The following is a 23,882-nucleotide window of genomic DNA, read 5'->3' on the forward strand; positions in this document are numbered from 1 at the left end:
GGACGCATGCATGCGAAGGACATCCTCATCGACGGCTACGGCCGCATCCAGGAAGAAGTCCATGCCGCCCTCGACGGCCTCGGACCGGACGGACTGCACGCCCAGCCGGCTCCCGGCGCGAACTCCGTCGCCTGGCTCGTCTGGCATCTCACCCGGGTCCAGGACGACCACGTCGCCGACGCCTTCGACCTCGACCAGGTGTGGCTGTCCCAGGGCTGGGAGAAGCGCTTCGGCCTGGACCTGCCGCGCCACGACACCGGTTACGGACACACCTCTGCGAAGGTCGCGAAGGTGCGGGTCGAATCCGCCGAACTGCTGACCGGGTACTACGACGCCGTCCACGAACAGACCCTGCGGGCCCTGCACGGCCTGACCGCCAAGGACCTCGAAGGCGTCGTGGACGAGCGCTGGGACCCCCCGGTCACCCTGGGCGTGCGCCTGGTCAGCGTCCTGTCCGACGATCTGCAGCACGTCGGACAGGCCGCCTACGTGCGCGGGCTGTTTCAGAGCGCGGACTCGTAACCGGGCAGGACGACGTCCTCGATGAGGGCCCTGCGCTCGTCGAACGGGAGGAACGCGCTCTTGACCGCGTTCACCGTGACGGTGCGCAGGTCCTCGACCGTCCAGCCCGCCTCCTCGACCAGCAGCGACATCTCGCGGGTCATCGTGGTGCCGGACACCAGACGGTTGTCGGTGTTGAGGGTGACACGGAAGCCCAGGTCCTTCAGGGCCGTGATGGGGTGCTCGGCGATCGAGGTGGCGCAGCCGGTCTGGAGGTTGGACGTCGGGCACATCTCCAGGGCGATACGGCGGTCGCGCACCCAGCCCGCGAGGCGGCCGAGCTTGCCGTCGACGATGTCCTCGGTGATGCGCACACCGTGGCCGATCCGCTGGGCGCCGCACACCTGGAGCGCCTGGTGGATGCTGGGCAGACCGTGCGCCTCGCCGGCGTGGATGGTGAACGGCACGCTCTCGCGGCGCAGATGCTCGAAGGCGGCCAGGTGGTCGGCGGGCGGGAAGCCGTCCTCGGCGCCGGCGATGTCGAAGCCGACGACGCCCGCGTCGCGGTAGGCGACGGCCAGGTCGGCGGCCTCGCGGACCCGGTCGAACATGCGCATGCCGCACAGCAGGGTGCCGACGCGGACCGGGGTGCCGGCGGCGGCCGCCTTGGCCATGCCCGCCGCGAGGCCCTCCTGCACCGTCTCGACGACCTCGTTCAGGGTCAGCCCGCCCCGGAGCATCAGCTCGGGGGCGTAGCGCACCTCGGCGTAGACGACACCGTCGGCGGCGAGGTCGAGGACGTACTCCTCGGCGGTGCGCAGCAGGCCCTCACGGGACTGCATGACGGCCAGGGTGTGCTCGAAGGTCGCTATGTAGCGGACCAGGTCACCGGAGTTGGCGGCCTCGTAGTACCAGGCGGCGAGCTCGCCGGGGTCGGTGGTGGGCAGGGTGTGGCCGACCGCGTCCGCGAGTTCGACGACGGTGGCGGGGCGCAGTCCGCCGTCGAGGTGGTCGTGCAGCACGGCCTTGGGGAGCCGGCGAAGGGTGTCGGTGTCGACGCGGGGCGCGGTCATGTGTGTTTCCTCGGCAGGTGGTGCGTGATGGGGCGGTGGTCAGTCGGAGACGGGGACGGGCTGGAGCAGGTCCCACTTGTTGCCGTACAGGTCCTGGAAGACGGCGACGGTCCCGTAGGGCTCGTGGCGGGGCTCCTCCAGGAAGGTCACGCCCGCCGCGCGCATCCGGGCGTGGTCCCGGGCGAAGTCGTCGGTGTGCAGGAAGAGCCCGACGCGCCCGCCGGTCTGGTCGCCGACGCGGGACTGCTGGGCGTCTCCCTTGGCGCGGGCGAGCAGCAGTCCGGTGCCGTGGCCGCCCGGATCCGGGGCGACGACGATCCAGCGGGATCCGTCGGGGCGCGGGGCGTCCTCCACGAGGTGGAAGCCGAGTGCCTCGGTGTAGAAGCGGACTGCCTCGTCGTAGTCGTCGACGACAAGGGTGACCAGGGCGATGCGTCTCATCGGGGCCTTTCGGGGACGTGCGATCGACGGGTGAGGTTATACGTAAAACCCCGCGCACGCCAGTCCGCTCCCCACGGGGGGAGCGCAGGGTGCGCGGGAGGGGCTCCGGCAGGCGGCGCCCGTCCGGCGGATCACTGCGCGGACGGGGGCCTGGGCAGGGTCGGGGCCTGTCCGGCGGATCAGGTCGCAGGTGAGCAACGGCGCCGACAGACCCAGGTGAGCGGGGCCTGGTGCGTCCATGTGCAAGGCGGAGGAGGGCGTCGACGCGGGGCGTCGGCAACCGACGACAACGCCGCAGAAGGGCGTGCCAGGCCCCGCGTCTGCGCCATGACCCGCCGGACAGGCGCTAGCGGGCCTCGCCCTGGGCGACCTCCACCCGGTGGTGGACGTCGAGCATGCCGGTCGCCGATGCGGCGAAGGAGGCCGTGGTGCAGGCCAGCAGCAGCACGGCGATCCAGGCCGTGGCCCGGCGCGGGGCGCGCGGAGCCGAGAGAAGGGCCTTGACGCGGTGCGGCACGGGCCCGGAGGTGGCGGCGGAGGCGAACTCCGGGCGCACCGAGCGGGCGTCCTGGCCGGCCAGGGCGGCGCGGGCGATGGCGCGGGCGGTCAGCCGGCGGTCGCCGACGGCCGCGGCGGCGGCCTCGTCGGCCGCGCGTTCGACCGCGAGGCGGATGGTGCCGCGGACCGGGCGCAGCGCGGGATGGCAGTGCGCGGCGAGTTCGGCGACGGCCAGGAAGTAGTGGTGGCCGCCCCGGTTGTGGGCCCGCTCGTGCGCGAACAGCGCTTCGCGTTCGGCGGCGTCGAGGCTGCGCAGCATCGCGGTGGTGACGACGATGCGGTGCGGACGGCCGGGCAGGGCGTACGCGTCCGGGTGCGGGGAGTCGACGACGCACAGGTCACCCGCGGCGGGCCTGCGGCCGGCCTCGGTGCGGGCGCTGCGGAAGGCCCGGAACTCCCTGAGCGCGGCGCGCCCGAGCGTGCCCGCGCACACGGCGAGCGTCCCCACCGAGACCGCGGCCGCCGGCAGGACCACCAGGTCCGAGGCGCCGGGCAGCGGTTGCACCAGCTCGCCAAGGGCGGCGAAGACGGGCAGCTCGAGCAGCCCGGTCAGGACGAAGGCGCCCAGCGCGGCGAGGGAGCAGCCGCCGAGCACCAGAGCGCAGAGGGTGATCACCCACAGCGCTGTCACGGGCAGCAGGCGGTCCAGCGTGCGCCGGGCCAGCGCGGGCACGGCGAACGGCAGCAGCAGCGGCAGGATCAGCAACGCGGTCATCGCTCACCGGGTTCGAGCAGGTCGCGCAGGATGCGCTCGTCGTCGGGGTTGAGCTGGGCGACGAAGCGCGCGAGGACCGTCTCGCGGTCGGTGTCGCGGTCGAGTTCGACGTGCATGCGGCGGGCGGTCAGCCCGTGCGCGTCCTGGACGGGGTAGTAGGCGTAGCCGCGGCCCTGACGACGGCGTTCGACCACGCCCTTGTCGTGCAGCCGGGTCAGGATCGTGGTCACGGTGGTGCGGGCGAGGCCGGCCCCGAGGCCCATCTGGACCTGTCCCGGCGTCCGGGGCGCGCCGGCGGCCCACAGGACGGCCATGACACTCGCCTCGAGCTCACCGGCCGGCCTGCGCTCGTCCTTCGCGTCGGTCATGGGAACGCCCCTCACCCCGTCTTCGTCCGCAGTCCGGCAGGCCGTCTACATCATTGTAGTCAGCGGGGTGCCGGTCTCCTGCTCGCGCCTGCGCCCGGCTGCCCATTATGAAGGGGCAGGGTGGCACGGTAGAGATCCGGAAGGAAGGCTTCCGCCCTTCCGTCATGACATGCCGTGCCGTCCCCGGCCCGGCACCCGACGCGAACGCACAGGAGTTGAGCACCGTGCCCGAGCAGCCGAAGCCGGCCGAGACCCCCGCCCGCCAGAACGTCACCTTCCCCAGCGCGGGAGCCACCGCCCACGGCTATCTGGCGCTGCCTCCTTCGGGACGCGGACCGGGCGTCCTCGTCATCCAGGAGTGGTGGGGGCTGACCGACCACATCGCGGACCTCGTCGACCGGCTCGCCGCCGAGGGCTTCGTCGCCCTCGCCCCCGACCTGTACGGCGGGAGCGTGGCACACGACGCCGACGAGGCCCAGCGCATGATGAAGGCCTTGCCGATGGCCCGCGGTGTCGAACTGCTCTCCGGCGCGGTCGGCCATCTGCTGTCACTGCCCGAGGTCACCTCGGACACGGTCGGCGCGGTCGGCTTCTGCATGGGCGGCGGCTTCGTCCTGTACCTGGCGGCGGTCGATCCGCGCGTCGGCGCCGCGGTGCCGTTCTACGGCGTGATCCGCGGCGAGATGCCCGACTTCTCCGGGCTGCGGGCCCGCGTCCTCGGCCACTACGGGGAGCGCGACCGGAGCATCCCGCCGGAGAAGGTCGACGAGCTGCGCGAGACCCTGCGGCGGCAGTCCGGCGTCACCCCGGACCTGCGCCTGTACCCGGCGGGCCACGCGTTCGTCAACGACCACCGCCCGAGCCACGACCCCGACTCGGCCGACCGGGCCTGGCGGAGCACGGTCGCCTTCCTGCACGAGCAGCTGGGCTGACCGCGGACGGCGACCCGCCGCTCACCGCCACGCACCGCGCGCCGGGACGGTGCCGCCGGGCACATGTCCGGGACGGCTCCGCCGCCCGGTTCGTCTACCCGGGCCGGCTCCAGTGCGCCTCAAGGGCTGCGGCAACCTCGGCCGGCTTCTCGAGCACCGTCCGGTGGTTGCAGTCGAGCCTCAGGACACGGGACGCCCGGATGGCGCGGCCGAGCTCTTTCTCGCAGGCCCGATCCAGAGGCCCCCAGAAGCGATCCCCACGCCCCACCCCGCGATCATCGCGGCATGGGGCGTGTCAGGAAACCCTGTTCTACATCACGCCCTGGTCGCCGTCGCCCTCTCCCGCGTCCGCGCTCTCTCCCGTTCCCGTGTAGGCCGCCGTCGTCCGGTCCGCGGCTTCCCGCGCCGCCGTCTCGTCCTCGCCGCCCGCGACGTTCGCGGCGTACCAGGCCTCACTGCTGGTCGTCATGAAGCGCCGGCCCTCCTCGGAGCCGGCCCAGGCCATGAACTCCTGCGCGTCCAGGGGAGCGCCGGTCGTCAGGTGCAGGGAGAGTCCCCGGAGCGTCATGTCCCAGCCGACACCGACGGCTCCGGGGCCGAACTGCGCCCACTTCGTGTCGTCCACGTGGGAGATGTGCTCCAGCTCGAAACGCGTGCCGCTCTCCTCGGACGTCAGGCGGAGCTCGATCCAGCTGACCTCGCCGCCGAACTCCCAGGTCGCGGCGAAGCTCCTGGGCGGGTCGCAGCGCTCGATCACACCACCGGCGTTGCCCTCCAGCTGGTAGCGGCCGCCCAGCCGCAGCTCGCCCGAGACCGGGAGGAACCAGCGCGGGATGCGCTCGGGATTGGTACAGGCGTCCCACACGTCCTCGAGCGGGGAGTCGTAGGACCGGGAGATGGTCACCACCCGCGCCTCGCCCGCCTTGAGGTTCCGCTTGCCGACCTGTCGGTGTACGGCGTTGATCTCGTGGGTCACATCGGTCATGAGGTGCTCCTCGGAGGTTCGTCCGCGCCGCGCAGGCGACGCTCTCGCCTGCCGCGCGCCAGTTCGGTGGCCAGGGCGTCCAGGTGCGGCGCCCAGAAGCGACGGAACCGGTCGAGCCAGGCGTCGATGTCCCGCAACGGCTCGGAGTTCACCGCGTACAGCCGCCGGGTCCCCTCCGGGCGCACGGTCGCGAACCCGTTCTCCCGCAGCACCCTCAGGTGTTGCGACACTCCGGGCTGCGAGATCCCGAACTCCTCCCGTATGACCTCGCTGACGGCGCCGGAGGTCATCTCGCCGTCGGCCAGCAGCTCCAGGATCCGGCGGCGCACGGGGTCTCCGAGCACATCGAAGGCGTGCATACGGACACCATATCACTGCCCACTTATATAAGCCGAGAGCGGTGCTCGGCCGTCCGCGCCGCACTCGGCGCAGACGGCTTCTCCACGTCACGCGCGCCGGGCATCACTCGTCGGCCGGGTGCAGGAAGGGGCGGACCTCGATGGGCAGGGTGGTGGCCCGGCTCGCCCTCCGTCCCCATTCCAGGGCCGCGTCCGGGTCGGGCGCCTTGATCACGCACACGCCGCCCAGGTACTCCTTGCCCTCGGCGAAGGGGCCCTGGGTGACGAGCACGTCGTCGCCCTCGGGGCGCAGCACGGCGGCGGACTCCGGACCGTGCAGCCCGCCCGCGAACACCCAGGCCCCGGCCTCGCGCAGCTGCTGGTGGAAGATCTCCAGACTGCCCACGATCTCCGCCAGCGCCTCCGCCGAGGGCGGCTGCCCCTCGCTCGGCTGGATCACGCTGAGCAGGTAGTACTTCATGACGTCCTCCCTTGGCGTCGTGCCGTTGCCTCACCTCCTACACGAACGGCACACGCCCGTACGGGCACCTCGCCCGAGGACGCCCGAAGAATCTCTTCCCGGCTCAGCTCGCCGCGGCCAGCAGCGGTGTACGGCCCAGGGCCGCCGAGAACTGGTCGACCACCTGGGTCAGCGCCTCGCCGGCACCGGCGGCGACCGAGAGCGAGCCGTCCTCGTACACGGTGATGTCCTTGTCGAGGGTGAACCAGCCCTGCACGATGTGCGCCGCGCCCATGGAGTTGAGCACCGGACGCAGGGCGTAGTCGATGGCGAGGACGTGCGCGACGGATCCGCCCGTGGCGAGCGGCAGCACCGTCTTGCCGGTGAGCGCGTACTGCGGCAGCAGGTCGAGCAGCGCCTTGAGGACACCGGAGTACGACGCCTTGTAGACGGGGGTGCCGACGACGACGCCGTCGGCGCGCGCGAACAGTTCGGTGGCCTCGACGATCGCCGGATGCCGGAAGTCCGCGCCGAGCAGGGCCTCGGCGGGGATCGTCCGGACGTCGAGCGGTATCACCTCGTGCCCCTGTGCGAGGAGCCGCTGGTCGAGGTGGCGCAGCAGGCGGTTGGTGCGGGAGGACACGGAAGGGCTGCCGGAGACGGACAGGACGGTGGCCATACGGAACTCCTGTTGCGGAATGCTTGCGGTGGTTTTCGGGGACGCCGAATTCCGCACGTGGTTCTCCCCACGCTTTCCCGCACGCGAAAACGCCGTGAATTCGCGTGGTACGAGGTGGTGGGGAAGGAGGCGGCGGATCGGCAGGGGGATCAGACCGCCGGGCAACAGGAGGCGCTGGAGACGCGTGCGAGGTCGACATGGCGTCGCCGCGTGAGGTCCAGTCGCATCGTCATGCCGCCGATCGTGTCAGCCGCCCCGGACGGCCGTCAAGGAAAGGCCGGCCGTTCTCGTACGGGGGGCTGCCGAATTCACGAGGGCGTGACAGAGAGCCGGATCAGCGGTTCGGCATCAGCCACGGCTCCTGCGGGAGCGGAGTGCCGGTCTCGATCAGGGACTTCAGGTTGGACAGGACCGCCGGCCACCCACCGGACACGTCGGCGAGCTCGCGCTCGTCCCTGAGGTCCTCGTGGGTGACGGTGAGTCGGACGATGTCGCCGTGGGGCCGGATGTCGAAGGTGACCCGCGAGTGGCGTTCCTCCCGGTCCGCGTCCTCGGGCGCGGCCCAGGTGGTCACCAGGCGCGTCGGACGTTCGGCCACCACGACGGTGCCGACCACGTCGGCGACGCCGGAACCGTCGGTGCGGACGTGCTCCCAGCGGGAGCCCTGCTTCCAGTCCGAGACGTTGCTGTGGCCCCAGTAGGCGGCGGTCAGGTCGGCGTCCGTGAGGGCGTCCCACACCGCCTCGGGCGTGCTCTCGATGTAGGTGACGTAGACGTAGGTCGGCTTGTCGGTCATGGCTTCCTCGGCTTTTCGCTTCACGGCGCCGAGCACGCTCAGGCGCGGGCGCTCGAACTTCTCGATCCACCGCTCCTGCATCTCGTGGAGCGGGACCGGATTGAGGTAGTGCAGCTTCTCCCGTCCCCGCCGCACCGTGCTCACCAGGTTGGCGGCCTCCAGGACGGCGAGGTGCTGGGTCACCGACTGGCGTGTCATGTCGATGCGCGCACACAGCTCCGCGAGCGTCTGACCGTTGTCCTCGCGCAGCCGGTCCAGCAGCCGTCTGCGGGTCTCGTCGGCGAGTGCCTTGAAGACCCTGTCCATTACCGAGTCGCTGCCACCTTGCACACTGAAAGTTATGCAGGTAATTGCTTGCATGTCAAGGCCGAGCCGGACGCGCCGCGATGCGGGCGCGGTGGTCGAGCCCGACCTGAGCACACGACGGTGGGCCCGCCGGGCAGCACTCCCGGTCGGGCCCACCGGGCCGGCGTCAGCTGACGGTGAGTGCCGTGTCGTCGACGACGAACGACGTCTGGAGGGTGGAGCCCTCGGTGCCGGTGAACTTGATCGTCACCGTCTGGCCCGCGTAGCCGGCCAGGTCGAAGCCGCGCTGCGTGTAGCCGCTCTGGGCGTTGAGGTTGGAGTACGTGGCGAGGGTCGACAGCACGGTGCCACTGCCGTTGAGGACCTGGACCTTGAGGGTGTCGTAGGCCGTCGAGGTGGTCGTCTCGGCCGTGTCCACGTGGAGGTAGAAGTTCAGCGCGGCCGTCGTGCACCCGGAGGGGATGGTGACGGTCTGGGCGAGGGTGTCGGTGTGGGCGGCACCGTAGCCGTCCAGCCAGGCCTTGTAGGAGCCGGTGCGCGCCGCCTCGCCGGAGTCGTTGGTGATCACGCCGCTGCTGGCGCTCCAGACGGTGTTGCCGGACTCGAAGCCGCCGTTGCCCAGCAGCTGGGCGGCGGTGCAGGAGCCGGTTCCTCCGCCCCCGCCGCTGCCGGTGCCCGAACCAGCCAGCCAGGCGGTGGCGTTGAGGGCGAGGGCCGCGTTGGTGGCGCTGGAGTCGTGCCAGCCGTCGTAGAGCGTGTTGCCGGACTGGCCGGTGCCGTCGTCGATGGGCGAGCTGTCGCCCCAGTAGGCGACGCGGCCGCTGCCGAAGGTGCTGGTGACGAAGAAGGCACCGGTGTTGCCGGAGTACCCGCTGCGGTACAGCAGGCCCTTGACGGAGGAGTTGTCCGACGGCTTGAGGGTGGCCGTGGTGCCGTTGGCGATCAGGCTCTTGGTGACGGTGCCGAACGAGCCGTGCAGCACCGGGTCGGTGGAGTCGCTGATCGCGGCCGGGTTGCCGGAGGCGATGTTGAGCGAGTCGATGGAGAAGCCGAACGGATCGGTGGAGTCGACGCTGTTGTTGCTCATCAGGTCGTTCAGGATCTGCACCGAGTCCTTGCCGTCGTTGTTCCGGTCGGAGCCGGTGTGGTCGGAGATCATGAACAGGCCGCCGCCGTTCTTGACGAAGTTCATGATCGCCGTCTTCTCCGCGCTGGTGAACAGGGTGTTGGGTTCGGGCAGCACCAGCGTGTCGAAGTTGGACAGGTCGGTCGACGACGAGCCGCCGTAGGAGAGGCTCGACCCGGACGGGAGCGTCTTGAGGCTGTAGCCGCCGGTCTTCTGCAGGGCCACACCCCAGGAGGACAGGGCTCCGGTCCAGTCCGTCTCGGCGGAGGGGGAGGGGTTCTGGCCGAGGGGGTCGGGCTGGCTGGTGGAGATGATCCAGTCGGCGTTGCCCGCCGTCTCGGCATGGGCGTTGTCGAACAGGACGCGGTGGGCGGTGGCCGCGTGGGCGGGGGTGGCGCTGGTGGAGACCTGCAGGGCCGCCGAGGCGACGAGCAGTCCGAGTCCGGCCAGGCCGGTGGTGAGCCTGCGGCGGAATCTTCTGGGTCCGGGCATCCGACGAACCTCCGAGTGGGGTGAAGGGATGGTGCGGGCGCCGAGTCTGCGCGCGTAGATCGGATCGAGCGTTCTACACGCGTCACGCGATTGAAAGGTACATGGCATGACCGGACGGTGAACAGAACTCCGCGACAACAACCCGGACGGAGTGCATCCGGTCACAGGGGGCATCCGAAGGTCGCGAGGGACAACGAGGAAGAGGGGCGAAGATGGAGATCAGCGGCATCATCAGTGCCATCGTCATCGGCATCGTCATCGGTGTACTGGGGCGGCTCGTCGTCCCCGGCCGTCAGCACATCGGCATTCTCTGGACGATCCTCATCGGCATCGTGGCCGCACTGGTCGGCGCGGCGATCGCGGGCGCGTTCGGCGTGGCCGACACCAAGGGCGTCGACTGGATCGAGTGGCTCATCCAGATAGCGCTCGCAGCGGTGGGCGTCGCCGCGCTGGACCGGGCGAAGACGGTGCAGCGCTGACGCCGGCCGGGGTCGGCGCGCCCGCCCCCACCGCGGCCGTCAACGGCTCGCGAGCCACTTCCCGTACCGGGCAAGGTGGTGTCGATCGTCTCGACGAGCGGGATCGGGGCCGCGCCGAAGGCCCGCTCGAACGCGGAGGGGTCCATGACCTGGGGCTCCGTGTGCTGATAGCACATCTCGGCGTACTCGCCCATGAACCGCTCGTCGAACGGACCGAAGGGGCGGGCCTCGGGCAGGACCATGGCATGGGCCACGAGGGCGCCACGCTGCCGGACGCGCAGATCGACACGCTGGCGGACGCGTTCGCCCTGGAGCCCTGGGCGGACCGCGACCGAGGGCGAGCGAAGTCGTCTCCGCCCCGGCGCCGGTTCTGATTCCGGTTCGCGTTCCGGTTCCGGCTGGAGCCGTGGTCGCGGCCGGGGCTCCGGTCGTGGTCGTACGGCGTCCTGGTGGTCAGCCGGACGAAGCCCGGGCGGGCGGTTGCCCACCGGTCGGCAAAGTCAGCCCAGTTCCAGGGTGGTGACTCCGAAGACCCGCGTGCGTGCGTACGGCCGTACCGGTCCCGTGTACATGCGGGCGGTTTCGAAGGCCGGGGCGAGGCCGGCCTCCTCGGCCAGGGCGATGCCCGCCGCGTTGGTCTCGGGCACGTCCAGGGCGACCTCGCGGCCCTCGGCGTCGGCGGTCAGCGCGGTGAACAGGGCCCGTGCGTCCTCGGGGGTGTCGGCGAACAGCGGTCCGATGCGCAGACTGTCGCGGGCCGGGCGCAGGACGCCGTACCCGGTGACGCGGTCGCCGGCGCGGCGGACCAGGGCGCGGTGTCCCGGCGTGGTCAGCCAGTGGGCGACGAAGCGCGGGCGCTCGGCCGGGTGGCAGGCGGTGTCGTAGTCGGTGACGGCCACGAGGTCAGCGGGGCCGACCGGCCGGACGTCGGCCGGCGGGCGGGCGGCGGGTGCCGGACCGGTGAACCGGACGGTGCGGTAGGCGGCCTCGAAGCCCGACTGCCGGTAGTTGTCCTGCTGGGCGACGACGCCGTCCAGGCCGATCGTGCGGTCTTCCGCGTGCGCCAGGGCGGTCTTCCACGTGGTCAGGCCGTGGCCGCGCCCGCGCAGGTCGGGGCGGACGAGGTAGCAGCCCAGGAAGGCGTAGTCGGGACCGTGGTTCACCACCGAGATCGCGGAGACGGGCTCGCCGTCGATCCGGCCCAGGAAGAAGCCGTCGGGGTCCTGGGCGAAGAAGGCCGGGCCGTCGGACAGCCCCGGGTTCCAGCCCTCGTCCGCCGCCCACCCGCAGATCACGGGCCAGTCCTCGAGGGTGGCCCGGGTGACGACGAGGTCCTCGTGGGCGGTCAGGGCCATGGATGCGCTCCGATTCCGTGGGGCGGGTGCGCGCAGCATCCTTCCGGATCACAGGCGGGCGCGCCACGGCTGGATCAAGCCGTGCCGTGACGGCCGACCGACCGCTTCCGCACGGCGTTCGTGCCCTTTAGGGTGGCGGTTCATGACCTCGGCCGACATCAGCCTCCGCCCGGTGGGCGAGGCGGACCTGCCCGTCCTGGATCGCTTCCTGCACGACCCCCAGGCCGCGTCGCCGTTCCAGTGGTACGGCTGGCGGGATCCGGGCCGCTGGCGCCGGCAATGGGCCGAGAACGGCCTGCTCGGCGAGGACGTCGGGCACCTGATGGTGGTGCGGGGCGCGGAGCGGCTGGGGTTCGTCGCCTGGCGGAGGATCACTCCGGCGCCGGCCTCGTACTACTGGAACATGGGCATCGCGCTGCTGCCGGCGGCCCGCGGGAAGGGTGCCGGGACCGAGGCGCAGCGGCAACTCGTGCGGTACCTCTTCGCGCACAGCACCGTGATGCGGATCGAGGCGGACACCGAGGCCGACAACCTCGCGGAGCAACGGTCCCTGGAGAAGGCGGGGTTCACGAGGGAGGGTGTCCTGCGCAGCGTCTCCTTCCGGGACGGGCTCTGGCGGGACGGGGTGCGGTACAGCATTCTGCGCGGCGACCTGGGCTGAGGCCGCGCCGCTCACGGACCGGGCACGGTCCGGTGGCGGAGGGCCCCACCCGCACGGTCCGGTGCCGGCGGGGCCCTCCCCCGTCGAACGGTCGAACGGGCGGGCGCCTCAGCGGGTCGTCCCGGGCCGGTAGCGCCGGTAGAGGACGGCTCCGCCGAGCAGCAGCGCCGCGCTCAGGGCGGCTGCGGGCAGAGTCTGGTCGGTGCCGGTGTGGGCGAGGGACGCCTCGGTCATGGGCGCGGTCACGGGGTGCGGCAGCGGCTTCGGCGCCGGGTGCGGCTTCGACCGCGCGGGCGGTGCGACCGGCGTCGGAGCGGGCTCGGCGGGGCGGTCGACGGAGGTGTTCGTGGAGGTGTTGCCGACGGCCGGGTTGCCGACGCCGGCCACGTTCACGGAGTTGCCGCTGACGTTGACCGGGATGTGCACCGGGAGCTGAATGGTGTTGCCGGAGGCCACGCCGGGCGAATCCTTTCCGTCGGCCCGTGCCGTCGCTCCGCCGCCGGACGACGTCCGATCCCTCCCGGCGGACGGCGCCCCATCCCTCCCGGCGGACGCGTTGGCGCAGCCGTTGCCCGCCGCGGGGTTGAGGAGTCCCACCACGCTCACCGTGTTGCCGCACACGTTCACCGGAACGTGCACCGGGAGCTGAATGGTGTTGCCTGAGATCAACCCGGGCGAGCCGACCGCCGCGCCGTCCGCCATCGCGCCGCCGTCCGCGGCGAACGCGGCGGACACCGGCACCGTCATCGCCATCGCGCCGGAGGCGGCAACGGCGATCACCCCGTTTCGGGTAACCCGTTTCATAGATCCTGTGCCTTCCAGACAAGGGTCGCGGGCGCTCGCCCGCGCTGGGTAAAACGCTGGGGAACGATCCGAGTTATGGCTCATCGGCCTTTCACCCCAACGAGCGGCCCGTTTTTCGAACGGCACACGGAAGCTCGCACGGGCGACTGGGCGGGGGGCGGGTCACGCCCGCCTCGGCGCCGAGAGGCGCGCCCCATGGGGGCCGCTTATGGTGATCGAGGGCGTTGTCCCGGTCCGCGGCGGAGCACCCTTGGAGGCATCGATGCTGGCCAAGCTGTCGACGCGGTCCGCGGCCCGGCGCTGTGCGGCCGTCGGGGCCGTCACGCTGGCCCTGCTCGGCGCGGGGCTGCCGGGGGCGGCCGCGGGCGACGGGAAGTCCAATCTGAGCCGGTTCTACCACCAGAAGGTGACGTGGGCGGCGTGCGACGCGGACGGCCCCAGGGACATGCAGTGCGGCAAGGTCACCGTCCCCCTCGACTACGCCCGTCCGGGTGCGGGCACCCTGGAGCTGGCACTGGCCCGCTACCGGGCCACCGGTCCGTCGCGGGGCTCGGTGGTGCTGAACTTCGGCGGCCCCGGCGGCGCGGGTGTCCCGACGCTCGCCGCGGGCGACGGCAAGCCGTTCATGGACCTGACCAACGGCTACGACGTGGTCACCTTCGACCCCCGGGGCGTCGGGCAGTCCTCTCCCGTCAGCTGCGGGATCGGCGCCGGCTCCTCCGACTCGGGCGGCACCACGAGCGACGCGAACCCGGACCTCGGCAACGCGCAGGCGGCACGCAAGGCGCTGGCGGAGTGGAAGAAGGTCGCGACCCAGTGCGCCCAGCACTCCGGCCCGGTCCTGCCGCACATAGGCACCGTGGACGCGGCCCGCGACCTGGACGTGATCCGTCAGGCGCTCGGCGACGGCAAGCTCAACTACCTGGGCTTCTCCTACGGCACCCGGCTCGGCGCGGTGTACGCGGCCGAGTTCCCCGACAAGGTGGGCCGGATGGTCCTGGACGGGGTGGACACGCTGACCGAGCCCCTCTCCGAGCAGGGGCGGGTGGCCGCCGAGGCGCAGCAGACGGCCCTGGAGGACTTCCTCGACTGGTGCATGCAGGACATCGCCTGCCCGTTCGGCCAGGACCGGCGCGAGGCGGACGACCAGGTGCTGCAGCTCGTACGGTCCCTCGACAAGAACCCGGTGCCCACCGGCTCCGGGGGCACGCTGTCCGGCCAGGACCTGGTGGGCGCGATCGGCCAGGCGCTGTACAGCAAGGCCATGTGGCCCTCCCTGGAGCGGGCGATCGCCTCTCTCGTCCAGGACGGCGACCCCCGTGGTGTCGAGGCCTTCTCCAGCGGTGGCCTCACCCCGCCGGTGGGAGGCCGGCAGGCCCGGCGGGATGCGCCGGAGCGGGCCGGAGCGGCGAAGACGCCGCGGAACGGCGGCGCACTGGCCGCTTCCGAGGACGTGCCGGCGGACAACACGCCGGCCGCGATGATGGCGATCAACTGCGCGGACGACCCGGACCGGCCCAGCGCCGAGCAGATCACCAAGGACCTCGCCCGGCTCAGCGCCGACTACCAGGCGGCCTCACCGGTGTTCGGCCGGTACCGGCTCGCCGAGCTGCTGATGTGCTACGGCCGTCCCAAGGGCAGCGACTTCATCCGCGAGAAGGTCAAGAACCTCGACACCGCCCGGATGCTGCTGGTGGGCACCCGCGGCGACCCGGCGACCCCGTACCGGTGGACCGTGGAGACCGCGCGGCGGCTCGGCTCCTCGGCCGTGGTGCTCGACAACCGGGGTGACGGTCACACGGGCTACGCGTCCTCGTCGTGCGTGCACGGCAAGGTGAACGACTTCCTGCTCTACGGGTCCCTGCCGCCGAGCGGCAGCTCCTGCCCGGAGGACACGCCGCCCGACGTGAGCGATTGAGGGACCCGGCCCGCCCCGGCCGGTCCGATGTGAGCGATCGAGGGACCCGGCGCGCTGAGCCGGTGGCGATCCCCCGACTCCCCGCTCAGCCGGTGACGATCTCCGGGCGGTAGATGTCCAGCCACAGTGCCAGGTCGAGGGTCTTCTCCAGGCCGCGCCTGGCCGCCTGCGCGATCACGGGCGTGTCGCGGTGCGCGGCCTCGCTCACCCGCTCCCGGTCGACCAGGTCGAACACCGGATGGTCGGGCCGGGCGAGCAGTTCCTTGGCGTGGTCCTGGAGGGCGAGCGCGTACTTGGGGTCCTGCGTGGACGGGTAGGGGCTCTTGACCCTGTCGTACACGGACCTGGGCAGCAGATCCGCGGTCGCCTCCCTGAGCAGGCTCTTCTCCCGTCCGTCGAACGACTTCAGGGACCAGGGGGTGTTGTAGACGTACTCCACGAGCCGGTGGTCGCAGAAGGGCACCCGCACCTCCAGTCCGACGGCCATGCTCATCCGGTCCTTGCGGTCGAGCAGGACGCGCACGAAGCGGGTCAGGTGCAGATGGCAGATCTGCCGCATCCGGTACTCGAAGTCGCTCTCGCCGTCGAGGCGGCGGATGCCCGAGACGGCTGTGCGGTAGCTGTCGGCGACGTACGACGGCAGATCCAGTGTCCGGGCGAAGTCGGACCGCATGACGTCGCCCTCGTCACCGAAGTCGCGGGCGAAGCGCACCAGCCAGGGGAAGGTGTCGGCGCGCCGCGCCTCCTCGTCGAAGAACTGCTGATAGCCACCGAAGACCTCGTCCGCGGACTCACCGGACAGGGCGACGGTGGAGTGGTCGCGGATGCTGCGGAACAGCAGGTACAGCGAGGCGTCCATGTCGCCGAAGCCCATGGGCAGGTCACGGGCTCTGAGCACCTTCGCCCGCACCTCCGGGTCGGCGAGGGTGTGCGCGTCGAGCACGATGTCCTGGTGGTCGGTGTCCGCGGCCCGGGCCAGGTCGTGCACGAACGGCGTGTCGGGGGTGGCGCGCAGTTCGTCGGCGACGAAGTGGTCGGCCTGGCCGACGAAGTCCACGGCGAAGCTGCGTACCCTCTCGCCGTGCTTGGCGAGTTGACGGGCGGCCAGCGCGGTCATGGCGGAGGAGTCCAGTCCGCCGGAGAGCAGGGTGCAGCGGGGCACGTCGGCGACGAGCTGGCGGCGCACGATGTCGTCCAGGAGCGTGCGGACGGTGGCGATGGTGGTGTCGCGGTCGTCGTGGTGGGGCCGGGTGTCCAGCCGCCAGTAGACGCGGGTGTGCGGGCCGGTGCGGTCGAAGGTGACGACGGTGCCGGGTTCGACCTCGTGCATGCCGTCCCACACGGCGTGCCCCGGGGTCTTGACGAAGGTGAACAGCTCGCGCAGCCCGTCGAGCGTGACCCGGCGGCGGACCAAGGGGTTGGCAAGGGTCGCCTTGGGCTCGGAGCCGAAGAGGACGCCGTCCGGGGTGGGCTGGTAGTAGAACGGCTTGATGCCCATGCGGTCGCGGATCATGACGAGCTTGTCGTGGCGGCCGTCCCAGACGGCGAAGGCGTACATGCCGTTGAGCCGCTCCGCGACGGCGTCGCCCCATTCGAGGTAGCCGCGCAGGACGACCTCGGTGTCGGAGTCGGTGGTGAAGCGGTGGCCGCGCGCGGTGAGGTCGGTGCGCAGTTCCGTGAAGTTGTACGCCTCCCCCGAGTAGACGAGCGCGACCGTGCCGTCCGGGGTGTCGGCGCTCATGGGCTGGCGGCCGCCCGGCAGGTCGATGATCGCGAGCCGACGGTGGCCGAGGGCGGCGGGGCCGTCGATCCACGTGCCGCGGTCGTCGGGGCCACGGCAGGCCATCGTCTCCGTCATCGCGTCCAGTGTCGCTGCCTCGGCGCGCAGGTCGCGGTCGAAGGAGACCCAGCCGGTGATGCCGCACATGTCGTACCTCCTGGCGCACCAGTTGCATCAAGCACCTATATGACGAGCGTGTGCCACCCGCCGAGGGCGGTCAACGCGACCGTGACCCGAACGGCCGCGCGAGCCTCGCGCTTTCGGCCGCACTTTGCTTCCGCGACACCGACGGAACCCCAGACCACCAGGGGTGACCCGTCAGGAATCGGCCACGGGCAAAGACTTACCCAACATGGCAAACGCATCCCTTGCCGCATTAAGTCCCGATTACTCCAAATGCCCGATATGGGAAATCGCCCTATGGTGCTGTCATGGAGCACGATCTGAGTCCCGCGACCCTTGCCCGGCTGCGGCGTCCCCGCAGCTATCCCGCGGTGTCCGTGCTGACGCCGACGCACCGCCGGGAGCCCGACAACATGCAGGACCGGGTCCGGCTGCGCAATGTCGTGGCCGAGGCCAAGAAGCAGCTGGAGAGCGACCCGGCGGTCACCCGGGAGCGGCGCGCCGACGTCGTGCGGCAACTCGACCAGGCCCTCTCCGAGGTGGACCTGACCTATGCCGAGGACGGGCTGCTGATCTTCGCCGCGCCCGGCGAGCACGAGGTGTGGTCGCTCGGCCGCACCGTGCCGGAGCGCGTGATCCTCTCGGACACGTACCTCACCCGCAACCTGGTCTCCGCGAACGCCGCCGATCGTCCCTTCTGGGTGCTGTCGGTCTCCGCGGACCGCGCGACCCTGTGGAGCGGCGGCGCCGGCCGGGTCGCCGAGAACCACGCCGGCGGCTTCCCGCTGACCCGTGACCTGGGCGAGAACTTCGACGCCGAGCGCCAGGAGCAGATCGGTGACGCGCCGAGCATGTTCCGCGACGAGCGCACCCGCCACTTCCTTCGGGAGGCCGACACCGCGATGAGCGCGGTCCTGCGCGATCATCCGCGACCGCTGTACCTCACGGGCGAGCCGGCCGCGCTGTCCGTCCTGGACGAGTTCGGCACGATCGCCAGGGGCGCGGTCCAGGTGCCGCGCGGCGGGCTGGCGCACGGCACTCCCGAGGCCGTGTGGCGCGCGATCCGGCCGGTGCAGGAGGCCCAGGCGCGCGAGGCCGCGGAGGCCGTCGTCCGAGAGCTGGAGGCGGCTCGCGGGCGCAAGGAGTTCGCGGCCGGCGTCGACGAGCTGTGGCGCACCGTCCGGGAGGGCCGGGTGCGACTGCTGGCCGTCGAGGAGAACTACCGGGTTACGGTGCGCGACACCCTCGGCGACCATCTGGTCCCGGCCGAGAGCGGCGACCTCGACGCCCGCGAGGACATCGTGGACGAGATCGTCGAGCTGTGCCTGGAGACCGGGGGCGAGGTCCGCTTCGTCCCGGACGGCACGCTGGGCGAGGAACAGGGCATCGCCGGCGTGCTGCGGTTCTGAGAGCGCTCCCGCCCCCTCACGCTCCCTCCTGGCCGGCGTCTACGCTACGGCGGGACTCGTCGGCGAGGAGGGAGTGCGCACGTGGGTGAGCTGCTGGGCGTGGCCGTGCTGGGTGCCGGAAACATGGGGGCCGATCACATACGACGGCTGGATCAGGTGGTGAGCGGAGCCAGGGTGGCCGCGGTGGCCGACCCCGACACGGCGCGGGCGAAGGAGGCCGTGGGCGCGGTCGCGGGCGTCTCGGTGCACGACGACGCGGTGGCCGCGCTCGACGCTCCCGGTGTCGAGGCCGTCCTGATCGCCTCGCCGGGGCCCGCGCACGAGGAGGCGCTGCTCGCGGCCTTCGCGCGCGGCCTGCCGGTGCTGTGCGAGAAGCCGATGGTGCCGGACGCGGCCGGGGCGCTGCGGGTGGCGGAGGCGGAGGCGCGGCTCGGGCGCCGGCTGGCGCAGATCGGGTTCATGCGGCGCTACGACGCCGAGTACCTGCGGCTGAAGTCGCTGCTGGACAGCGGGGCCCTGGGCCGGCCGCTGATGCTGCACTGCACCCACCGCAACGTCGCCTCCCCGCCGCACTTCACCAGCGCCATGCTGATCAACAGCTCGGTGTCGCACGAGATCGACGCGGCCCGCTGGCTGCTCGGTCAGGAGCTGACCGCGGTGACCGTGCTGCGTCCGGCCCCCTCGTCAGGGGCACCGCAGGGCCTGGTGGACCCGCAGTTCGTGCTCTTCGAGACGGAACGGGGGGCGCTGGTGGACGTGGAGGCCTTCGTCAACTGCGGCTTCGGCTACCAGGTGCGCTGCGAGGCCGTGGGCGAGACGGGCAGCGCCCGGATCGGCGAGGAACACGGGATGGTCGTCACCTCGCGGGGCGCCGCGCGCGAGGATGTGCCGCAGGACTACATCGTGCGTTTCGCGGCGGCCTACGACCGCGAGGTCCAGGCCTGGGTCGACGCCACGCGGCGCGGGCGCGTCACCGGCCCCAGCGTCTGGGACGGTTACGCCGCCTCGGCTGTCGCCGAGGCGGGGGTCCGGTCGCTCGAGGAGGGCGGGCGGGTGACCATCGACCTCGCCCCGCGCCCGGACCTGTACGCGGACACCGGCCGCTGAGCCACGCGGAGAACCCCCTGCGGGCGCCAAGCGGGGAGAAGCCGCCGAGCCGCCTGCGGACGCGCCGAGGGGCCACGTGCGGACGGCCCCCGAGCCGACTGCGGGCGGGCCCAGGCAGGGACCGCCGGACCGTGTGCGGACGGCCCCCGAACTGACCGCGGGCGGCTTGCCAGCCGACCAGGCAGGGACCGCCGGACCGTGTGCGGACGGACCCCGAACCGACCGCGTGCGGGCCGCCGAACCGACCGCGGGCAGGCCGCCGAGGGCAGCGGCCCGTGGCGGCTCGTGGCGGCCTCTCCGCTCAGACGGCGCCGAACAGCGCGTTCAGCCCCTGGTCGACGGCAGCGCCGACGTCCTCGTGGCCGGCCGCGACCACGGCGTAGGTCCGCAGCAGGAAACGGCGCAGCGCGGGTGTGTCGAACTGCAGAAGCGCCATGCCGGACCGGGAGTGCAGCTCCACTGCCGTACGGCGGTCGCCGCAGGGCCACAGGTGCACGTCCCCCGCCCCGGCGGGCTGCCCGAGGCCCTCCTCCAGCAGGGAGCGCGAGAAGGTCCAGGAGACCTCCTTGCCGTCGAGGGAGGCCTCGGGCGGGAAGTCCATGTGCACGGCCAGCGGATCCGCCGCGGCGTAGCGGAGGGTGGCGGGCACGGCGAGCTCCTGCTCGCCCCCGGTGATCAGACGGGCGCGGACGGGCTGCTCGAGGGTGATGTCCATGGGTCGGTCTCTCCTGCGGGTCGGGAGGTCGGCCGGTGCTGCCGTGGGTCGGTCTGCCGTGTGTTGTTAGGAGCCCGCAGGAGCCGTTTGCATTACGTCTACCCCGCCCCAATTCGTGTGACGTGCGTCACCATCCCCTCGGGGCGGCCCGGACGGCCGGGCGGAATAGAACACAGAACCGTCGAACGCTCTCTTGAACGATGACTCGGACCGATGTCGATCCACCAAGTCACGTAGAGCCCCTACGACTTGACCCTCTGATCGCGTACGCCGGAGCGGCAGTGGAGTCGCACGCGGAGGACTATGGCATATGCCAGATGCACCACCGTATCGTGTGTCGTCGAATCCCTTACGGGTCGTGGCCCGCTGTGCAACAGTCGTAACGGTCCCTCACACCGCCCTGGTTGTAACGCCCGTCGTTCCCTCATCGGAGTGCGTCATGCCGTCCCACCTCTCCGCGGACCGCTCGCCCGCCCAGCCACCGGGACGCGGCGCGGTCGACGCCCTGATATCGCAGGCACGCCGGCTCAGGGGCGAGGTGGACGCCGTGCGCCGGGAGGCGCAGGGCGACACCGGGGATCCGCGGGGCCGGTGGGAACGCGCACTGTGCGACCTGGCGCTGCACCAACTCAGCGATCTCGACGAACATCTGGCCCAGCTGCGCGACGGTCCGCCGCCGGTTCCAGCCGTCCCCGGGACGGTGTCCCCCGCACCCGCGGAACCGGCCGGGGAGCGCCGCGGCTCCCTGCTCAGCAGGGTCGGCAGTGCGGAATGGAACCTGCTGACGGACGAGGCCGGTTGGTCCGCCGAGTTCTACCAGATCCTCGGCCTCGACCCCGCCACCCCGGCGCTCACCCTCGACGAACTGCCCTCCCTGGCGCTCGACGTGGACCGGCCCCGGCTCACCACGATGATCACCGACTGCCTGGTCGACGCCCGGTTCATCGACGGCGAGTTCCGGATCGTGCGACCCGACGGCATGGTGCGCACCGTGCACATGATGGGCGAGCCCGTGGTCGACACCGACGGCGGCACCGCCTCGATGTGGGCCGTACTGCGCGACGTCAGCGAGCTGCGCCGCAGCCAGTCCGCGGTGCGTGAGACCCGTGACTCCCTCCAGCAGCACCGGCACCTGGCACAGACCGAGCGTCGGCTCGCGGCCGAGCTGAAGGAGGCCGTACTGCCGCCCCGGCAGGGCGCCCTGCGGCTGCCGCACGAGGGCCGTCCGGTGCTCGACGTGGCCGCCCACCGTCTGCCCGCCTCGGCCGGCGCCCCTGTGGGAGGCGACTGGTACGACGCGCTGGAGCTGTCCGACGGCGAGCTGCTGCTCAGCGTCGGCGGCCTCAGCGGCCACGGCCCCGGCGCGACCTCCGGCATGGCGATGCTGCTGGGCGCCCTGCGCGGCCTGGCGATGGCGGGCACGGCGCCCGGCCGGCTGATGACGGGGCTGAACCAGTTACTGGACGCCACCGCTCAGCCGGCCCTGGGCAGCGCCGTGTGCTGCCGCTACCGGCCGGCCACCCGCACCCTGGTGTGGGCGCGGGCGGGCCACCCCGCCCCACTGCTGTTCCGCGACGGGACGGGCCGCCCTCTGGACGCGCCGCAGGGCGTACCGCTCGGCTCCACTCGCGGCGCCGCCTACGGGGAGGCCGAGGAGACCCTCGGCGTGGGCGACCTGCTGGTGCTGCACACCGACGGACTGGTGCCGGGGCACAGCGGCACGGCCGCCGTGAACCGCCTGCTCGGCCTCGCCCCGCTGTTCGGCGCGGCGCGCAGCGCGCGGGACTGCGTGCGGACGCTCGTGGAGGAGTTCACCGTGAGCGGGCGCACGGACGACGCCTGCGTACTCGTCGCCAGGGTGAGGACGTCGCCGTAGGGAACGCCCCCTAAGCCGGTGCGCTGCCTGCGCCCTTGCCCTTCCCCTTGGGCAGGACCAGCCGGATCTCCTCCCGAAGCTCGTGGATCTTCGGATAGGTGGCGTACTCGGCGGTGAGCCGGTACATCTGGCGCAGCCGGTCCCAGGTGCGGCGGGAGGAGTTCGACCCCATCGCCATCAGGGCCAATCGCGCGTACCTGGCCGCCTGTTCGGGATCGTCCGCGATGAAGCAGGCGGAGGCCATGGAGAGATGGTCGAAGATCTTCGACCGCTCGCGCCCGTCGATCCGCAGGGCCAGGGCCTTCTCCGCGTAGTGCTGGGCGTGCACGGCGGCGCCCGGGTCAAACTCGGCCAGCGTGCGGTACGCGAGCGCGTGCATCCCGTACAGATCCTCGTCCTTGAAGGTCTGCATCCAGTCCAGCGGCTCCGCGTCGCCCTTCTCGGAGACGAACAGGTCCTCGGCCTGTCCGAGGGTGCGGCGCATTGCCTGGCCCTTGCCCATCGACGCCTGCGCCCAGGCCTCGATGGTGTGGAACATCGCCTTGGTGCGCGGCTGCAGGCGGTCGCCCGAGCCGGACTGGGCGAGCTTCATCAGGTCCAGCGCCTCGTCGGGCCGGCCCAGATGCACCATCTGGCGGGCCGCGCGGGACAGCGCCTCGCCCGCGCGGGGCCGGTCACCGCCCTCGCGCGCGGCGTGCGCGGCGATGACGAAGTACTTCTGGGCGGTGGGCTCCAGGCCGACGTCGTGCGACATCCAGCCCGCGAGGACGGCCAGGTTGGCGGCGACGCCCCACAGGCGCCGCTGGAGGTGGGGCGCGTGGTGGTAGGCGAGCATGCCGCCCACCTCGTTGAGCTGGCCGACCACCGCCTTGCGCTGCAGCCCGCCGCCGCGGGCCGCGTCCCAGGCCCGGAACACCTCCACCGAGCGCTCCAGTTCCTCGATCTCCTGCGATCCGACGGGAGCGGCGTCGTAGCGGTCGTACCCGACGGGGTCGGCGTGCAGGGATTGTTCGAGTTCCGGGGCGTCGGCCTTGAGAGTTGGGTCGGTGTGCAGCCAGTCGTACATGGCGCCGCTGAGTGCGGATCCCGCGGTGAGCGCGGCACCCGCGCCCACCAAGCCGCGTCGGTTGAGCATGAGGTCCATTCCCGTGAATTCGGTGAGGACCGCGGCGGTCTGCTCGGGCGCCCACGGCACTCCGTCGGGATGTTCCACACTCCCGTCGCCCTGCCGTTTCCCCGTGCGCCCGTGCCGTACCAGACCGAGGTCCTCGATGGTCACGACACGGCCGAGACGCTCTGTGAACAGGGCCGCCAGCACCCTCGGCACGGGATCGCGCGGGATCTCTCCCATGTCGATCCACCGCCTCACCCGGGAGGTGTCGGTCGCCAACTGGGGGTGGCCCATGGCCGCCGCCTGCCGGTTGACCAGCCTCGCGAGCTCTCCCTTGGACCAGCCGGCCAGGCCGAACAGGTCCGCGAGACGGGTGTTGGGTTGTCCTGTCACGTCAAGCCCCCAGGTACTCGGCTGAGTTGACAGTAGACCCACCGAGACTTGCCGGGCGACTATTCGCCACGGTTCGCCAGGGTGCGCCAGATGGTGTGCCACCGGCCGACGGGTGTCAGGTAGGAACGCGCCACCCCGACCCGGTCGCCACTCGATATGACGGGTGCATTCCCCAGGGTGCATCCAGGCGTCCGGGCCGGGCGGTGCGCGCCAAGCAGCAGGCACACGAAGGGATCTGTCTCGCCATGTACGCAGCATCGTCCTCCGTGTCCGCCCCGCCCCGGTCGCTGCGCCCCCGTCCGGGCGCCGGCGGTCCCTACCTCGACCCCGCGCGTCCGGCGGCCCCCGTGCTCGGTGTGGGCCGGCCGCGGCGCGCCGCGG

General features: G+C 72.0%; 25 protein-coding genes. 9 read left to right on the forward strand and 16 right to left on the reverse strand.

The genetic code is table 11. The features are described from left to right. The first annotated feature begins 6 nt into the window (after positions 1-6). Positions 7-522 carry a mycothiol transferase gene (locus BZY54_RS27400; protein ID WP_086728007.1) on the forward strand — a complete coding sequence of 172 codons (516 nt, stop codon included), beginning with the start codon at positions 7-9 and terminating at the stop codon, positions 520-522. On the opposite strand, the gene BZY54_RS27405 is transcribed toward BZY54_RS27400, so the two are convergent. The 4 genes from BZY54_RS27405 to BZY54_RS27420 all read right to left on the reverse strand — a co-directional run bounded on the left by BZY54_RS27405 (position 504) and on the right by BZY54_RS27420 (position 3,656). Further along, a complete protein-coding gene (locus BZY54_RS27405; protein WP_086728008.1) occupies positions 504-1,574 on the reverse strand; it encodes an adenosine deaminase in 1,071 nt (356 codons plus the stop codon). The two genes, BZY54_RS27400 and BZY54_RS27405, sit on opposite strands and share 19 nt — an antisense overlap. Positions 1,575-1,613: 39 nt before the next feature. Beyond that, on the reverse strand, positions 1,614-2,015 hold the full coding sequence (locus BZY54_RS27410) for a VOC family protein (protein ID WP_086728009.1): 402 nt from the start codon (positions 2,013-2,015) through the stop codon (positions 1,614-1,616). Between the two features lie 346 nt (positions 2,016-2,361). Next, complete coding sequence (locus tag BZY54_RS27415) at positions 2,362-3,288, reverse strand: M48 family metalloprotease (protein WP_086728010.1); 927 nt, start codon at positions 3,286-3,288, stop codon at positions 2,362-2,364. Next, entirely contained in the window at positions 3,285-3,656 is a 372-nt protein-coding gene (locus BZY54_RS27420) for a BlaI/MecI/CopY family transcriptional regulator (RefSeq protein ID WP_086728011.1), read from the reverse strand. Before BZY54_RS27420 ends, BZY54_RS27415 begins: the two co-directional genes overlap by 4 nt. Before the next feature lie 224 nt (positions 3,657-3,880). Between BZY54_RS27420 and BZY54_RS27425 the strand changes: the two genes are divergently transcribed. Then, positions 3,881-4,588, forward strand: coding sequence for a dienelactone hydrolase family protein (locus tag BZY54_RS27425; protein ID WP_244217358.1), 708 nt, complete (start codon positions 3,881-3,883; stop codon positions 4,586-4,588). A 310-nt stretch (positions 4,589-4,898) separates the two neighbouring features. Here BZY54_RS27425 and BZY54_RS27430 read toward each other — a convergent pair whose 3' ends face one another. From BZY54_RS27430 to BZY54_RS27455, 7 genes are all read right to left on the reverse strand, one after another. Further along, the gene (locus tag BZY54_RS27430; protein WP_086728013.1) at positions 4,899-5,573 is read right to left on the reverse strand and encodes an SRPBCC family protein; all 675 of its coding nucleotides are present in this window, start codon (positions 5,571-5,573) and stop codon (positions 4,899-4,901) included. Further along, positions 5,570-5,932 (reverse strand): ArsR/SmtB family transcription factor, encoded by a 363-nt coding sequence (locus BZY54_RS27435; RefSeq protein ID WP_086728014.1) that lies wholly within the window; start codon positions 5,930-5,932, stop codon positions 5,570-5,572. The genes BZY54_RS27430 and BZY54_RS27435 overlap by 4 nt, the downstream gene beginning before the upstream one ends. A 103-nt stretch (positions 5,933-6,035) precedes the next feature. Further along, positions 6,036-6,392, reverse strand: coding sequence for a YciI family protein (locus BZY54_RS27440; RefSeq protein WP_086728015.1), 357 nt, complete (start codon positions 6,390-6,392; stop codon positions 6,036-6,038). Between the two features lie 103 nt (positions 6,393-6,495). Beyond that, positions 6,496-7,050, reverse strand: coding sequence for an NADPH-dependent FMN reductase (gene ssuE, locus BZY54_RS27445; protein ID WP_086728016.1), 555 nt, complete (start codon positions 7,048-7,050; stop codon positions 6,496-6,498). Positions 7,051-7,199: 149 nt separating this feature from the next. Continuing rightward, the gene (locus BZY54_RS55590) at positions 7,200-7,283 is read right to left on the reverse strand and encodes a putative leader peptide (RefSeq protein WP_353758244.1); all 84 of its coding nucleotides are present in this window, start codon (positions 7,281-7,283) and stop codon (positions 7,200-7,202) included. A 101-nt stretch (positions 7,284-7,384) separates the two neighbouring features. Next, positions 7,385-8,152 carry an ArsR/SmtB family transcription factor gene (locus tag BZY54_RS27450; protein ID WP_086728017.1) on the reverse strand — a complete coding sequence of 256 codons (768 nt, stop codon included), beginning with the start codon at positions 8,150-8,152 and terminating at the stop codon, positions 7,385-7,387. Between the two features lie 166 nt (positions 8,153-8,318). Then, positions 8,319-9,770, reverse strand: a complete 1,452-nt coding sequence (locus BZY54_RS27455) for a M6 family metallopeptidase (protein WP_086728018.1) — start codon at positions 9,768-9,770, stop codon at positions 8,319-8,321. A gap of 212 nt (positions 9,771-9,982) precedes the next feature. Here BZY54_RS27455 and BZY54_RS27460 point away from each other — a divergent pair, with 212 nt between their 5' ends. Both BZY54_RS27460 and BZY54_RS51040 read left to right on the forward strand, forming a co-directional pair. Then, complete coding sequence (locus BZY54_RS27460) at positions 9,983-10,249, forward strand: GlsB/YeaQ/YmgE family stress response membrane protein (protein ID WP_086728019.1); 267 nt, start codon at positions 9,983-9,985, stop codon at positions 10,247-10,249. A gap of 161 nt (positions 10,250-10,410) precedes the next feature. Beyond that, entirely contained in the window at positions 10,411-10,623 is a 213-nt protein-coding gene (locus BZY54_RS51040; RefSeq protein WP_158103922.1) for a hypothetical protein, read from the forward strand. Positions 10,624-10,749: 126 nt separating this feature from the next. Here BZY54_RS51040 and BZY54_RS27470 read toward each other — a convergent pair whose 3' ends face one another. Next, a complete protein-coding gene (locus BZY54_RS27470) occupies positions 10,750-11,604 on the reverse strand; it encodes a GNAT family N-acetyltransferase (protein WP_086728020.1) in 855 nt (284 codons plus the stop codon). 142 nt (positions 11,605-11,746) lie between these two features. Between BZY54_RS27470 and BZY54_RS27475 the strand changes: the two genes are divergently transcribed. Continuing rightward, positions 11,747-12,265 carry a GNAT family N-acetyltransferase gene (locus BZY54_RS27475; protein ID WP_086728021.1) on the forward strand — a complete coding sequence of 173 codons (519 nt, stop codon included), beginning with the start codon at positions 11,747-11,749 and terminating at the stop codon, positions 12,263-12,265. 108 nt (positions 12,266-12,373) lie between these two features. On the opposite strand, the gene BZY54_RS27480 is transcribed toward BZY54_RS27475, so the two are convergent. Further along, positions 12,374-13,069, reverse strand: a complete 696-nt coding sequence (locus tag BZY54_RS27480) for a chaplin (protein WP_086728022.1) — start codon at positions 13,067-13,069, stop codon at positions 12,374-12,376. A gap of 262 nt (positions 13,070-13,331) precedes the next feature. Between BZY54_RS27480 and BZY54_RS27485 the strand changes: the two genes are divergently transcribed. Further along, on the forward strand, positions 13,332-14,987 hold the full coding sequence (locus BZY54_RS27485; RefSeq protein ID WP_086728023.1) for an alpha/beta hydrolase: 1,656 nt from the start codon (positions 13,332-13,334) through the stop codon (positions 14,985-14,987). An 85-nt stretch (positions 14,988-15,072) separates the two neighbouring features. Here the strand turns inward: BZY54_RS27485 and asnB are convergent, their stop codons facing one another. Continuing rightward, positions 15,073-16,914 carry an asparagine synthase (glutamine-hydrolyzing) gene (gene asnB / locus BZY54_RS27490; protein WP_086728024.1) on the reverse strand — a complete coding sequence of 614 codons (1,842 nt, stop codon included), beginning with the start codon at positions 16,912-16,914 and terminating at the stop codon, positions 15,073-15,075. Positions 16,915-17,198: 284 nt separating this feature from the next. On the opposite strand from asnB, the gene BZY54_RS27495 reads away from it, so the two are divergent. Both BZY54_RS27495 and BZY54_RS27500 read left to right on the forward strand, forming a co-directional pair. Beyond that, positions 17,199-18,299 carry a baeRF3 domain-containing protein gene (locus BZY54_RS27495; protein WP_086728025.1) on the forward strand — a complete coding sequence of 367 codons (1,101 nt, stop codon included), beginning with the start codon at positions 17,199-17,201 and terminating at the stop codon, positions 18,297-18,299. Positions 18,300-18,380: 81 nt separating this feature from the next. Beyond that, positions 18,381-19,406, forward strand: a complete 1,026-nt coding sequence (locus BZY54_RS27500; RefSeq protein WP_086728026.1) for a Gfo/Idh/MocA family protein — start codon at positions 18,381-18,383, stop codon at positions 19,404-19,406. 301 nt (positions 19,407-19,707) lie between these two features. On the opposite strand, the gene BZY54_RS27505 is transcribed toward BZY54_RS27500, so the two are convergent. Then, on the reverse strand, positions 19,708-20,121 hold the full coding sequence (locus tag BZY54_RS27505) for an SsgA family sporulation/cell division regulator (RefSeq protein WP_086728027.1): 414 nt from the start codon (positions 20,119-20,121) through the stop codon (positions 19,708-19,710). Between the two features lie 439 nt (positions 20,122-20,560). Between BZY54_RS27505 and BZY54_RS27510 the strand changes: the two genes are divergently transcribed. After that, positions 20,561-21,997 carry a PP2C family protein-serine/threonine phosphatase gene (locus tag BZY54_RS27510; protein ID WP_086728028.1) on the forward strand — a complete coding sequence of 479 codons (1,437 nt, stop codon included), beginning with the start codon at positions 20,561-20,563 and terminating at the stop codon, positions 21,995-21,997. Between the two features lie 10 nt (positions 21,998-22,007). Here the strand turns inward: BZY54_RS27510 and BZY54_RS27515 are convergent, their stop codons facing one another. Next, positions 22,008-23,501, reverse strand: coding sequence for a DNA-binding protein NsdB (locus BZY54_RS27515; protein WP_086728029.1), 1,494 nt, complete (start codon positions 23,499-23,501; stop codon positions 22,008-22,010). Positions 23,502-23,882 lie beyond the last annotated feature (381 nt).

Source organism: Streptomyces carpinensis, assembly GCF_002154505.1.
Lineage (GTDB): Bacteria > Actinomycetota > Actinomycetes > Streptomycetales > Streptomycetaceae > Streptomyces > Streptomyces carpinensis.